8 protein-coding genes are annotated in these 13,803 nt (G+C 60.8%); 7 read left to right on the top strand and 1 reads right to left on the bottom strand.

Annotation, left to right across the window (positions count from 1 at the left end; genetic code table 11):
* The first annotated feature begins 369 nt into the window (after window positions 1–369).
* Both smc and HW450_RS02210 read left to right on the top strand, forming a co-directional pair.
* Window positions 370–3,804 (top strand): chromosome segregation protein SMC, encoded by a 3,435-nt coding sequence (smc, locus tag HW450_RS02215; RefSeq protein ID WP_182386406.1) that lies wholly within the window; start codon window positions 370–372, stop codon window positions 3,802–3,804.
* A gap of 24 nt (window positions 3,805–3,828) precedes the next feature.
* Window positions 3,829–7,155: a hypothetical protein gene (locus HW450_RS02210; RefSeq protein ID WP_182386405.1), complete on the top strand. Its 3,327-nt coding sequence runs from the start codon at window positions 3,829–3,831 to the stop codon at window positions 7,153–7,155.
* Window positions 7,156–7,186: 31 nt separating this feature from the next.
* On the opposite strand, the gene HW450_RS02205 is transcribed toward HW450_RS02210, so the two are convergent.
* The gene (locus HW450_RS02205) at window positions 7,187–7,579 is read right to left on the bottom strand and encodes an ArsR/SmtB family transcription factor (RefSeq protein WP_182386404.1); all 393 of its coding nucleotides are present in this window, start codon (window positions 7,577–7,579) and stop codon (window positions 7,187–7,189) included.
* Window positions 7,580–7,721: 142 nt separating this feature from the next.
* On the opposite strand from HW450_RS02205, the gene HW450_RS02200 reads away from it, so the two are divergent.
* From HW450_RS02200 to ffh, 5 genes are all read left to right on the top strand, one after another.
* Window positions 7,722–8,666, top strand: a complete 945-nt coding sequence (locus HW450_RS02200; RefSeq protein WP_182386403.1) for a cation diffusion facilitator family transporter — start codon at window positions 7,722–7,724, stop codon at window positions 8,664–8,666.
* A 48-nt stretch (window positions 8,667–8,714) separates the two neighbouring features.
* Window positions 8,715–10,244, top strand: coding sequence for a signal recognition particle-docking protein FtsY (gene ftsY / locus HW450_RS02195; protein ID WP_182386402.1), 1,530 nt, complete (start codon window positions 8,715–8,717; stop codon window positions 10,242–10,244).
* 106 nt (window positions 10,245–10,350) lie between these two features.
* Window positions 10,351–11,652 carry an ammonium transporter gene (locus tag HW450_RS02190; RefSeq protein WP_182386401.1) on the top strand — a complete coding sequence of 434 codons (1,302 nt, stop codon included), beginning with the start codon at window positions 10,351–10,353 and terminating at the stop codon, window positions 11,650–11,652.
* Window positions 11,653–11,655: 3 nt separating this feature from the next.
* Window positions 11,656–11,994: a P-II family nitrogen regulator gene (locus HW450_RS02185; protein ID WP_182387264.1), complete on the top strand. Its 339-nt coding sequence runs from the start codon at window positions 11,656–11,658 to the stop codon at window positions 11,992–11,994.
* 182 nt (window positions 11,995–12,176) lie between these two features.
* Window positions 12,177–13,778, top strand: a complete 1,602-nt coding sequence (gene ffh / locus HW450_RS02180) for a signal recognition particle protein (RefSeq protein WP_182386400.1) — start codon at window positions 12,177–12,179, stop codon at window positions 13,776–13,778.
* Window positions 13,779–13,803: the final 25 nt, after the last annotated feature.

Below are 13,803 nucleotides of genomic sequence, written 5' to 3'. Positions count from 1 at the left end.
AGCGGGGTGTTTGTTGAGCCCTGTGGGGTTGTTGTGGTGATTGTGGCTGTGGCTCTGTCATTACGCTGCTGAGATTGCCCTGCCAGAACCATGGCCCCGACATTACGCCCCCGAGATTGCCCTAAAAACGCTTCGATGAGCCCGAACTTCGGGAGGGTAATGTCGGGGCCAATGCACAAACAACCAGGCATACCCCAGTGTGGCGGCACACCCCTTCTAGGAGGCGGGCAATGGCGACCCCGAAACCAAATTCCGTGCAGCCACTCCCAGGATTCAATTCCCTGGCGTGGGAAACTGCGATTCTCATGTGCCCCTCCTAGTCGAAAACTTAGCCACAGGTTGGCTGACGTCGGGTGTTATCATCGCTAGGTGCACCTTAAATCGCTGACTCTCAAAGGATTCAAGTCTTTTGCCTCGTCAACGACCCTAAAATTTGAACCTGGGATTTGTGCGGTGGTGGGGCCGAACGGTTCGGGTAAATCCAACGTGGTGGATGCGCTGGCGTGGGTGATGGGGGAGCACTCCGCGAAGACGCTGCGTGGCGGGAAGATGGAAGATGTCATCTTCGCGGGTGCGGGGGATCGGAAACCCTTAGGTCGCGCGGAAGTGACCCTGACCATCGATAACTCCGATGGGGCGCTGCCGATTGACTTCACGGAAGTGTCAGTCACGCGTCGGATGTTCCGCGACGGCGCCAGCGAATACGAAATCAACGGTGCGAAGGCGCGCCTGATGGATGTGCAGGAGCTGCTGTCCGATTCTGGTATCGGCAGGGAAATGCACGTGATCGTGGGACAGGGGCGTCTAGCTCAAATCTTGGAGTCCAAACCGGAAGAGCGACGCGCTTTTATTGAAGAGGCCGCGGGTGTGCTCAAGCACCGGCGTCGGAAAGAAAAAGCGCAGCGCAAGCTGGTTAACATGCAGGCGAATCTGGATCGCCTGACGGACCTTACTGGGGAGCTGAAGCGGCAGCTCAAGCCACTGGCTCGCCAGGCCGAAACCGCCCAAAAGGCGGCCACCGTGCAGGCAGAAGTGAGGGATGCAAGGCTGCGCATCGCCGGCGCTAATCTGGTCGAGTTGCAGGAAAAACTCACCAACGTGGACCAACAAGCGAGGATCCTCGCCGAACAGGTCGAAGACCTGACCGAGCGCCTGGAAGAAGCCACCGCCACCACCGTGGAACTTGAAGCGATGCTGGAGCGCGCCACCAAAGAATCAGACGCTGCACAACAGCTGTGGTTTCAGCTGTCCGCGCTCGCTGAGCGCGTGTCCGCTACGGTCCGCATCGCCGCTGATCGTGCCACAGCCAGCCCTGACATCCCTTACAACGGCCCAGACGCCGATGACCTGGAACGACGTGCCGACCAGGCCGAACAACAGCAAGCCGAACTCGACCAGGCCGTTGAGATCGCCCGCGAACGCCTCGAATCCATCCGCGAGCAAGTCGAGGAACACGAAGACGCCCTGAAACAAGCAGACCAGGAACACCTGGCGCGAGTCCGGGCTATCGCAGACCGCCGGGAAGGGGTCGTCAGGCTGCTTGCCGCAGAAGAATCCCACCGAGCGCAGGTGACAGCAAGCAAAGCCGAAGCCGAGCGTCTGGAAGAGGAACTCGAACTCACGCTTGAGCGTGCACACACAGCAACCAGCGAGCACGCCACTCTGCTCGAGGACATCGAACGGCTCACCGCAGAGCGTGCTCCCCTGGAGGACAAGCACACCCGTGCTGCTGCCGAGGCTGGCGCCGCTGAATCCCGCCTCGAACAACTGCGTACTCAGCAGCGAGACTTGGAACGCGCGGTCTCCCGGTGGGAATCCCGCATCGACACGCTCAAACAGACCGCCCCAAAACACGCCGTTCAACTGGATGATTGGCACCCCATTACTGATTTCATTACCCCGCACAAGGGTATGGAAAAAGCGCTGTCCGCGGCACTGGGCGCCACCGCCGAAGCTCTTAGTGGCGACAATGTGGCCCAAGCTCTGGAACGTATTGACGCGGAACACATCTCCCGAACAGTACTCATCGAAGCATCCACCGCCACCGAGTGGCGCATGGACGCGCAACTGCCGAAAGGCGCCTCGTGGTTGTTGGATCACGTGGACGTCGATAAGCGTTATGCACGGCCACTGACCCGGCTGCTTGCCGACGTCGTCCTCACCGACGCCGCCACCGCCCCCGCCGTCATCGAACACGACCCCCGGCTGCGCGCTGTCACTCCGGACGGCACCCTGCGTGGCGAAGGCTGGGTCGCAGTGGGCTCTGGCACCCTGGCCGTGGAAACCGCCGCCCACATCGCCGAAGCCGCTGAGGAACTCGCCCGCGCTCAAGCGGATCTCGCCGACATCGCCGGCACCCTCCAAGGCGCCATCCAGGCTGCGGAAGAAGCTCGCATCGACGCCGCCGGCGCCAAGTCTGCCCTCCGCGAACACGATACCCACCTCGAATCCCTCGCCCGCGATGCCGAACGCCTCGCTAAACAAGCCCTGGCCAGCACAAACGAACACGAACGCATGGCAGCCCGCGTCCAACAAGCCGAGCTGCGCGCCATTGAAGCACAACAACAACTCGACGAGACCCTCGACCGCCTCGCCCGCGTCGAGGACCAGGAGGAAGAAGAACCCTCCACCGAAGAGCGCGACGCAGCCCAAGCCGCCCTTGCCCAGGTCAAAGCCATGGACATGGAAGCCCGCCTGTCGCTACGCACCGCCGAGGAACGCGCTGGACAGTCCCGCGGCCGGGCCGACCAGCTCCGCCGCCAAGCAACCCATGAACGCCAAGCCAAGGCCCGCCACGAACAGGCTATGGCCTCCCGCCGAGCTGCTAGGGAACTTGCCAAGGCAGTGGAGCGCAACGCGCTGCTCATCCAAGATCGCGTGGCGGATGCGCTCACCAATGCAGAACAAGAGCGCGCCCGCACAGCCTCGACCAAGTCCACAGTGAGCGCTGAGCTTGGCAAAGCAAAGGACGAGGTGCGGGAACTCCAGCAGCAGCTGAACAAGCTCAGCGATTCCAAGCACGCCTCGGATATCGCGCGGTCCCAGGCCCAGGTGCGCATTGAGGAAGCGCAGGCCCAAGCGGAAAGCCAACTGGGAGTCCCCGTTGCGGTGCTGCTCAGCGACTATGCCCCGGATGAAGACTTTGACAAGGGCGCGGAGTTAGCGCGCCTGAAAAAGGCTGAAAAAGCGCTGGCCTCGTTGGGTAAGGTTAACCCGCTGGCACTGGAGGAATTCAAGGCGCTGGAGGAACGCTACGAGTATCTGGCCGGTCAGCTCGCCGACGTGGAGAAAGCGCGCGCCGATCTGAATGGCGTGATCGAGGACGTCGACGCCCAAATCCTGCAGTTGTTCACCGACGCATGGCATGACGTGGAGCGCGAATTCCCGGCTGTGTTCGGCACCCTCTTTCCCGGTGGTCAGGGCCGGTTGGTACTCACGGAGCCGGAGGACATGCTGACCACGGGTATTGAAGTGGAGGCGCGCCCGCCAGGCAAGAAGGTCAAGCGCCTGACCTTACTGTCGGGCGGTGAGAAGTCGCTTACGGCGCTAGCGATGCTCGTTGCCATTTTCAAGGCGCGCCCGAGCCCGTTCTACGTCATGGACGAGGTGGAAGCAGCGCTGGACGACACCAACCTGCGTCGCCTCATCGCACTGTTTGAAAAACTGCGGGAAACATCACAGCTCATCGTGATTACCCACCAAAAACCCACCATGGACGTGGCAAATGTGCTGTACGGGGTTACCATGCGAGGAGACGGCGTCACCCGGGTCATCAGCCAGCGGATGAGTCCTGCTAAAAATTAAGGGTTACCAACGAAAGGAAGAACATTGAGCGGCGGCCAACCGATTGCAGATTTGCAGGATTCTCTACTGGGGTGGGCATCCCAGACGGAACTGGAGCTCGCCCAAACCCTCGCCGATATTTCCTTCTTCCCAGACTCTGGGCTGTCCCGCGACGAGCTGCAGCGCATCGAGCGGTTCTTCGGCACCTTCGTGCGCCGTCAGCTGTCCGCTGGCGCCGATTTTGCTGCGCTTATCGACGTCATGCCCGCCCTCACCACCACCACATTGATTAAGCGTGCCTCCCGCATGGTTGAACGCGGACAGTTCTTTGTCGAATACTGTGCCGGCCTCGAGTTGGACGCAGCGCTTGCCGACGTCCCCGCAGCGAAAGTGTTCGAGCTGCTGGACAAGACTGGCCTATTCGTTGGCTCCGAGGATCCTGTCCTCGCACTGGAACTGCACACCGGTGTGACCAGCGCCAAGATCCCTGATGTGCTCGAAGCCATGGATGGGGACTTTGACCCCGCTGAGCTCGATATTCCGCTGAGCCAGTTCCACGACAAGCTCTTCCAGGACATCGCTGCGGTGCGCGCGTTTTCCCTCGAACACCCGAAATCGTGGCTCGACCGAGACCGTTCCCATTTGGAGCTCGCGCCCCTGGTGAATGACTCAGTGGTGGAGGAGTTGAAGGAACGTCCCGCCGGTACCGAGAACCGTCGTATGGCGGTCGGTGTTGCCACTCGTGAGCTGCGACCCCGCGTGATCCTCGATGCTGCCCGCAGGAAGGTGTGCCTACGCCTGCCAGAGCAGCACGTGGGTGAAGGAACGGAGATCGTGTGGCGGGTGTCTATGGAGGGCACGACCCGGATTTTCCGGACCGGACGCCCGTGGGGCGACACCTCGCCTTTCACCGAGGCCTTGGATATCACCCTCGATAGGCCACTGCGTGAGCTGACCGTGGTGGACTCCACCAACAACATCACCTGGACGGTCCCAGTGGTGGACTCTGAGGACCCCATGTTGGTGTTCAGCCCCAAGGGCCACGATATCTCCGGGAAAAAGACGCTTCACTACGCAGCCCTGTCTGTCGTGGCGCCTGCGGATGCCGAGCTGGTAGACGTGGTGACGTCCAAGGCGCTTCCAGAGGTAGAGACTTTTGCCATTGAGGGCTGGGACTCCTGGATCTGCCGGGTGCTGGATACCTCCGCGGCGGATTCCATCCAGTTGGTGCGCCCGAATCAGCAGATCTCTCCGGTGCGGCCGGTACGTGCGATTAATCCGCGCCAGCGGGTGACCTTCCGGGATCCGTCCGAACCGGTAGACAATGTGCGCACGGCTTCGGGTCTGCAGGTGCATAGCGCCAGTTTGATCGCTGATTTTCCGCCTACGCTCTCTGGTGCGGATGAGACCTGGTATCTGTCTATTTCCTCGTTCGGTGGCGCCGGTGCTGCGGGTGAGGAAGTGGCTCAGGAAGAGCCCCTGGAGGTGCCGGCTGAGGGCGGTAGCTTTGACATTTTCGACCCCGAGGCCTACGACGATCCGTGGGTGGGAGAGTACCTGGTGCGACTGCGCGGCCCACGCAACGAGTCGTTCCGCCACGAGTACGCCATCGTGGAGGGCATGGCCGCTTCTACCGATTTCGTCGGTCTGGTGCGTTCTGTGCGTATTCCGGCTGCTGGTAGCCTCAGTGAGGCCGTGCTCTTGGTGAAGCCGACCTTTAAGCCATTCGAGATCACCCCTGCCGAGATTTCTGTGGCGCCCGATGCTGCCGAGGCGACCTTCGCCATCACCACGGAGGTGGGGGATCAACTTCCGTTGCGGTTTACTCCGCCGCGACTGCAGTTTGAGCTTCCGCTCGTCGGTAAGCCAGCGGTGTGGCGTACGACGCGTATTGCGTGCCGTGCCGCCGACCTTGACCCCACCCGGCCGATCCGTATCCGCGCAGGTAAGGGCCTGGGGCGGCCAACGATCTCGCTGCGTAACCAGCACGGCGCCCCGGTGCGTACGGTGAAGATGACCTCTTCCGACGAGACCACCTACGAGGCCCTCCTGCCCGCCACCACCATGATGAGCGGCCGCCTCGAACTGGAATGGACCGACCCGCGCAGTAAGAAACGCGCCTCTGTCAACCTCGCCGATATCACCGCCACGCCGACGTTCACCACGCTCACCCTCGACGGCACGCAGCTGCTTGTCGACGGCGATGGGCTCGCAGCCTGGATCTGGCTGGCATCCGCACCGTGGGTTCCCGCGCAATCGCTGACCCTGGATCGCGCCACTGAACTACCGGCCGAGCTGGTGGGGGCTGGTGACCTCATTGTGGACGTGCACACCAACGATCCGTTCAATATCCTGCGCGCCCCTTATGCGCCTACCGACGCAGCAATCCGGTTGGAACAAGAAGGCTTTTATGCCGACCCAGACCCGGCGTTCGCCCAACTCTCCGCGTTCCTTGCCGGCGAGGTAGACGTGGCGCCAGAAGATCCGCGCCTCATGCCAGTGCTGTGGGACTACCTGTCATCGTGGAAGGGCGAGCACAGCGATAGGGAAGCAGTGCTCACCGCGCTGCGCTCCAACCCGAGCGCCGCGCTCGACGCGCTGTCCGGATCTCTCGTTGCAGCGGAGAAACAGCCGGGCCGTATCATTTCCTCCGGGCTGATCTTGGGGCCGTTCTCCTCTTCCAATTCCGCTGCCGCGCATCGCTCCCCGTGGATCGGCGCGCTGGAACTGATGGGGCAGCTGCCCGCACTGATCGAAAACGAACAGCCGGTGCGTCCGCTGGTCAAGGAACTTGAGGCGCTGGCCGGAAAACGTCTGGTAGAGGCGCTTTCCACCGGTCGCGACAATACTTTGGACACCGCGTGCATTGATCGTTCCACTGTTCAGCTGGCGATGATGGACGAGGCTCAGCAGCAGGCGTTGCTCGGGGTTCTTTTCTCGCAGGGAGATATTGTCCCAGGCGCCATCATGGATGATTCTTCCCGACTGCTGGCAGTCATGGAGGCGTTCCACAAGCGGGCCACGCTCATCGAACTCATCGACGAGCAGCTCGTTCAAGCGATGGTGAGCACCTTGCGTGCGCTCAAGGGATCCAGCAAGGCCGTGTACGCTTCCGCTCGCGTCCGCTTCGACAAGCTCGACGGCGTGGACACCGACGCCCGCGAAAATCACTGGGCTCTCGTGCCAGTGGCCTCGATGGTGTTCGCGCTCGCGGCGCGCATGCATGCCCATGGACTCATGGGTAAGCCGAAGCTGCTGCTCAAGGCCGCTGCCGAATGGGCCGAGCTAGCGGAAGTGGTACCGGAGCTGGTTACCGGTGACCTCGTCGCCGCTGAGGCAATGGTGCTGGCAGTGAAGTACCCAGGGATGTAACGTGGCGGCTGCTTTTCGTGGCAGCGGGCTGCTAGTCCTCGTGGGCTGCGTGCCAGTTCTTAACCCGCATTGCGTCCCGGTATGAGTGGGGGCCGTTACCAGCGACGTCACCAGCGACGTGCTCGGCGTGAGAGAGCCCCTCACTCAGCAACAGCTCCAAGTGTTCGTCCTTGGCAGAGTAGAACATGAAGGTGCCTTCCCTACGGAAGTTCACCAGCTGCGCGGTCTTGAGTTTGGCCAGATGCTGGCTCACCACCGATGGGGTGACCTCCAAAGTCTCGGCCAGCTGATTGACGTTGAATTCGCCCTGCAACAGCAGCCAGATGATGCGGATACGGGTTGGGTCACTCAAAATGCGGAAAGACTCTGCAGCGAGGTTAGCGTGCATGAGGTCGGGGGCGTGGATCGTATCCTTTTTGTGCATGGAATTACTATAACGCCGGTATTAAAGTGCGATCCAAAATCAAGCGTACGTTTGGGATTTTTCGGGGCTGAAAAGTCCCATCGGTACGCTAAATCCCGAGCAACTACTTGCATATCTGCATAACTGCGCAGATACTTAAAGGATGAATAAGCACCATGACCACGGTCTGTGGCACAGCGTGAAACATGCGATCGTGCCGCATTCGCACGATCACGCGCATATGATCAGCGATTCTGCCGATGCCTACAGAATTGCGATGCGGGCGGCCTGGATTAGCCTCGCAGGAATGGCTGTGACGGCTGCGCTTCAGATTGTCATCGTGGCTATCAGTGGTTCGGTCGGGCTGTTCGCCGACACGATCCACAACCTCGGCCACCTCGTCACCACCATTCCGTTAATTATTGCGTTGCGGTTGGCGCGCCGGGCTCCGTCGAAAAGCTTCACCTTTGGCCTGCGGCGCGCGGAGGACTTGGTGGGCCTGTTCATTGGCCTGGTCATTGCAGCATCTGCCGGGATGATTTTTGTTGATGTCATCGACGCCATGCGCCACCCACGCGACATGACCAACATCGGATGGGTGCTGGCCGCCGCGATCATCGGTGCGCTCGGCAACGAACTTGTCGCGCAATATCGCATCCGGGCGGGACGGAAAGTCGGCTCCGCCGCGCTCATCGCCGAGGGGCAGCATGCGCGCGCCGACGCACTGACCTCCCTCGCCGTGGTTATCGGCGCGGTAGGGGCGATGTTCGGGCACGGCCGGATCGACGCCATCGTGGGCCTCTTCATCGGGGTGATGGTGGTGGGGGTGCTGGTTAGCTCCATGAAGAGCGTGGTCAGCAGGCTTCTTGACGGCGTAGACCCACATCTCATCGACACCGCGACCCACGTGGCCTCAGACCAACAGGGCATTCTCCGGGTTTCGGGGGTGCGGGCCCGCTGGCTCGGGCACGAGCTGGTTATGGATGTGCTGGCGGAACTGGAATCTGGGGTGAGTGTCGAGAAGCTGCGTCATATGCAAACCGAACTTTCGGAGCGCATGAAGAGCAGAATCCCTCGCCTAGAAGAACTTCGATTGCTGCCCGCCTAGGGGTATTCGAGTGGCAGGAGGCGCTGGGTTACTGCCAATATGGAAGCCATGAATATTACCTCTCTCCTCATTGGCGCCCTCGTCGTCCTACTCCTGCTCGTTGTGCTGCTGGTCGTGCTCGGCAACAAACGGAAAAAAGACAAGACTGTTTCCTTTACTAAGGAGGAACAGCCGAAGGAGCTGACCCGCGAGGAAAAGAGCGGTAATTACACCGCTGCCGGCGGGTTTAACTTCGCCCCGGCAAAAGAGCCAGAGCTTCTCGACGGCCAGGAACTCAAACCCGCGGAACCCGCAGCGCCGGAGTCTGTTGAGGCTGTCGCTCCCGTTGCGCCAGAACCCGTTGTGGAACCGGAGGTAGAACCTGAAACCCCGGTGACTCAAGAACCAGTTGAAGAGCCTGAGGTTATTGCGGAACCTGTCGCGGATACCCCGATTGCCCAGGAAGTGGCAGAGGAACTGGCGGTGGAACCAGCAGTAGAACCTGCTGACGAACCTGCCCAAGAACCTGTTGAGCCTTCCGAACCGGAAGTCATTGCAGAAGCCGAGGAGGCAGCTGAAGCGGCGGCCGTCACAGCTGATGCAGCGGAGGCTGCCCTGGAGCAGACCCCGGTACCCGAAATAGAGCCGGAACCTGCGCCTGCCCCAGTGGAAGAGATCGAGCCTGCTGCTGGCCGTCTGGGTAAGCTGCGTGGCAAGCTGGCCAAGTCCAACAACTTCCTGGGGCAGTCCGTCCTGGGCATGCTCACCGCTGGTGACCTGGATGAGGACGCGTGGGAGGAGATCGAGGATCAGCTGATTATGGCTGACTTGGGGACCGCGACCACTATGACGGTGGTTGAGTCCCTGCGGGAGAAGATCGCCGAGCGCGGTGTGAATTCCGAAGACGAGGCTCGCGCGATGCTTCGAGAGACGCTGATTGAGGTGGGCAAGCCGGAACTGGATCGCACGATCAAGGCGATGCCGTATGAGGGCAAGCCGGCCGTCGTGTTGGTGGTGGGCGTGAACGGTACCGGTAAGACCACCACGACCGGCAAGCTCGCTCGTGTGCTGGTGTCCATGGGGCACAAGGTGCTGCTGGGAGCGGCGGATACGTTCCGTGCTGCGGCGGCTGATCAGTTGGAGACGTGGGGCCGTCGGGTGGGCGCCCAGACCGTGCGTGGTGCAGAAGGTGCTGACCCAGCATCCGTCGCATTCGATGCGGTGTCTAAGGGCGTCGAAACGCAAGCCGATGTGGTGTTGATCGACACCGCAGGTCGCCTCCACACCTCCGTCGGCCTGATGGACCAGCTGGGTAAGGTCAAGCGCGTGGTCGAGAAGAAGGCGAAGGTAGACGAGGTCCTGCTCGTTCTCGACGCCACCGTCGGCCAGAACGGCCTCATGCAAGCCCGTACGTTCCGCGACGTCGTGGACATCACCGGCGTAGTGCTGACCAAGCTGGATGGCACGGCCAAGGGTGGCATCGTGTTCCAGGTCCAGGAAGAACTCGGGGTCCCGGTCAAGCTGGTTGGCCTCGGCGAAGGCGCAGATCACCTTGCACCGTTCGAGGTGGAAAGCTTCGTGGACGCTCTGCTCGCCTAACCACAACAGTGTGAATAAAACTTCCAACTGGCGATCCAGACGGGTTTAGGCTGTTTCACATAGGGCTAATGATGGGCCCCTGATGAGATGAAAGAAGGCCCGTCATATGGATACGGAAATGTTTGCCAACATAAGTTGGATGTTGGTCTCGACAGCGCTGGTGTTAATCATGACACCGGCGCTTGCGCTGTTTTATGGGGGAATGTCCCGCCAAAAGTCCGTGCTGAACATGATGATGATGTCGTTCGGCTCGCTGGGCGTCGTCACCGTTATATACGTGTTGTGGGGCTGGTCGATGTCCTACGGCACACAGGACATTGCAGGGTTGTTTTCCAACCCGTTCGAGTTCTTTGGGCTACGTGGTTCGATCGGTACGGCCGACGCCCCGGTGATCTCCACGTTTGGATACCCGACCGTAATTGAAGTGGGGTACCAGCTCACCTTCGCGGTTATCGCCTGTGCGCTTATCTCAGGAGCGTTAGCGGACCGTGTGAAGTTCGGGACTTGGCTGGCCTTCACAGCACTGTGGTCGACGTTCGTCTATTTCCCGCTCGCCCACATGATTTGGGGCGGGGGAGTACTCTCCGAGCACGCACACTCGGTAGCCGCCTGGATGTTCGGGGCCGAGGACGGCGAAGCCAAAGTACCACCAGTGGATTTCGCCGGTGGCACCGCCATCCACATCTCCGCTGGCACGGCTGCGCTCCTGCTGGCAATACTCGTCGGTAAGCGGCATACCTTTATGCGTTCCGCGCACCGCCCGCACAACCTCCCCTTCGTGATGCTCGGCGCGGCGCTGCTGTGGTTCGGCTGGTTCGGCTTCAACGGCGGTTCGGCGCACGAGGCGGGGTGGTCCGCGGGGTTGGCCACGCTCAACACCACCGCCGCAGCCGCCGCAGGCATTCTCGGGTGGCTACTCGCCGAAAAGCTTCGCGACGGCCATGCCACCTCACTCGGCGCCGCTTCCGGCGTTGTCGCTGGTCTGGTGGCTATTACGCCCGCTGCCGGAGTGCTCACCCCGGTCACCTCCCTGATCCTGGGATTTTTCGGTGGATTCCTCGCAGCCTTCGGAGTGGCGCTGAAATTCCGCTTCAAGTTCGACGACTCCCTCGATGTAGTCGGCGTCCACTTGGTCGCAGGAGTATGGGGCACCGTCGGATTAGCGCTGTTCGCACACGGTAACGGAATCTTCACCGGTGATGTTTCCTATGGTTTCAAGCTGCTCATCGTGCAAACAGTGGTGGCAGCGGTGACGATGCTCTATACCGGAGTGATGACCGCTGTGATTGGGTTCGCGCTAGAGAAGACCCTGGTTTGGCGCGTCGACCGCGCGGTAGAGCACGGTGGCATCGACGCACACGTTCACGGCGAAACCGCCTACGACGCCCTCGGGATGGAAGGAAAATAAATGATCAAACTAATAAACGCAGTGATCCAGCCATTCATGCTCGATGACGTCCGAGAAGCACTGAGCCAGCTGGGAATCCACGGCATGACAGTTACCGAAGTACAAGGCTTCGGCGCCCAAAAAGCGAAATCAGAGGTCTACCGCGGGGAAAACTACAACCCAGGATTCGTTAGCAAAACAAAAATAGAAATCTTGGTACACGCAGAGGCCACAGAAAAAGTGATCGAAGCTATTATTGCCTCCGCCCGCACTGGGAAAGTGGGAGACGGGAAAATCTGGGTCACCCCCGTTGACGAAGCCATTCGGGTGCGCACGGGAGAGCGGGGGGATGAAGCGCTCTAGCGGTTTTCCAGGCTGAATGCGAGACCTGGAATTCGAGAGTCGGAGTAGAACTAGCGCTATTTGGTCGCTAGAGCGGATTTTCACTCCGAGACTCGAATTCTAGGTCTCGCATTTCCGCTTGACTGGCTAAGCCGACTACCATAGTGACGACATAGCTTTATGAGTACTAGGGAGCCTTAGACGTGTTTGAATCTTTGTCCGACCGCCTGCAAACAGCCCTCACGGGCCTGAGGGGCAAGGGCAAGCTCTCCGAAAGCGACATTAACGCCACCGCTCGGGAGATTCGCCTCGCGCTGCTGGAAGCCGACGTCTCACTCACCGTGGTGCGCGGTTTTATTAAGCGCATCAAGGAACGCGCCGCTGGCGCCGAGGTGTCTGAGGCACTGAACCCTGCGCAGCAGGTCATCAAGATCGTCAATGAGGAGCTCATCGAGATCCTCGGCGGCGAGACCCGTCGTATTAACCTGGCGAAGAACCCACCGACCGTCGTTATGCTTGCTGGTTTGCAGGGTGCCGGTAAGACGACCCTCGCAGGTAAGCTCGCCAAGCACCTGGTGAAGCAGGGCCACACTCCGATGCTGGTGGCCTGTGACCTGCAGCGTCCGGGCGCGGTGCAGCAGCTGCAGATCGTCGGTGAACGCGCTGGCGTGCCGACGTTCGCCCCTGATCCAGGTACCGCCATTGACACCCTCGAGCACGAAATGGGTACCTCCCATGGTGATCCAGTTGACGTTGCCCGTCGCGGTATCGAAGAGGCCAAGCATCAGCAGCGTGACTTCGTCATCGTGGACACCGCAGGTCGCCTCGGTATCGATGAAACCCTGATGGCGCAGGCGCGGGGGATTCGCGACGCTATCAACCCAGATGAAGTCCTTTTCGTCATCGACGCCATGATTGGTCAGGACGCAGTCCAAACCGCTGAGGCGTTCCGCGACGGCGTTGACTTCACCGGCGTAGTCCTCACCAAACTTGATGGCGATGCCCGTGGTGGCGCGGCGCTGTCGATCCGTGAGGTCACCGGCAAACCCATTATGTTCGCCTCCACCGGCGAAAAGCTGGAAGACTTCGACGTCTTCCACCCAGAGCGCATGGCCAGCCGCATCCTCGGCATGGGCGACATGCTCACCCTCATCGAGCAGGCCGAAGCGACCCTCGACCACGAGCAAGCGCTGCAAACCGCCCAGAAGATGGGCACCGGCGAGCTCACCCTGGATGACTTCCTTAACCAGATGCTCATGGTCCGCAAGATGGGCCCAATCGGCAACATCCTGAAAATGCTGCCCGGCGGAAAACAGATGTCCCAGATGGCAGACATGGTGGACGAGAAACAACTCGACCGCATCCAGGCCATCATCCGTGGCATGACCCCAGCCGAGCGCGAAGACCCGAAAATCCTCAACGCTTCCCGGCGCAAGCGCATCGCCAACGGCTCCGGTGTGTCCGTCTCCGACGTCAACAACCTGGTCGAGCGCTTCTTCGAAGCCAAGAAAATGATGGGCAAGATGGTCGGCCAAATGGGCATGGCCGGCATTGGTGGTGGCTCCGCCACCAAGAAGCAGCGCAAGACCCGCAAGGGCAAGGGCGGCAAGAAGAAGCCAATCAAGAACCGGAACCGGGGCGGTATGCCGGGAATGCCTGGCGGTATGCCATCCATGGAAGAACTGCAGAAAATGCAAGAACAGATGGGTGGCGCCGGGATGCCTGGTATGCCGGGAATGCCTGGAATGCCGAAGCTGCCGAAGGGTATGGAAAACATCGACCTGAGCAAGCTGAAGTTCGACTAGGCAGGCCCACGCGGATTTTTGACTC

Source organism: Corynebacterium hindlerae, assembly GCF_014117265.1.
In the GTDB taxonomy this organism is placed as follows: domain Bacteria; phylum Actinomycetota; class Actinomycetes; order Mycobacteriales; family Mycobacteriaceae; genus Corynebacterium; species Corynebacterium hindlerae.
This window is presented reverse-complemented; position numbering and strand designations above follow the sequence as displayed.

What these genes read in the sequence shown, in the direction of transcription:
- HW450_RS02205 (WP_182386404.1), bottom strand. Translation starts at nt 7,579, where the DNA reads ATGCACAAAAAGGATACGATCCACGCCCCCGACCTCATGCACGCTAAC.
- HW450_RS02190 (WP_182386401.1), top strand. Translation starts at nt 10,351, where the DNA reads ATGGATACGGAAATGTTTGCCAACATAAGTTGGATGTTGGTCTCGACA.
- HW450_RS02200 (WP_182386403.1), top strand. Translation starts at nt 7,722, where the DNA reads ATGAATAAGCACCATGACCACGGTCTGTGGCACAGCGTGAAACATGCG.
- ftsY (WP_182386402.1), top strand. Translation starts at nt 8,715, where the DNA reads ATGAATATTACCTCTCTCCTCATTGGCGCCCTCGTCGTCCTACTCCTG.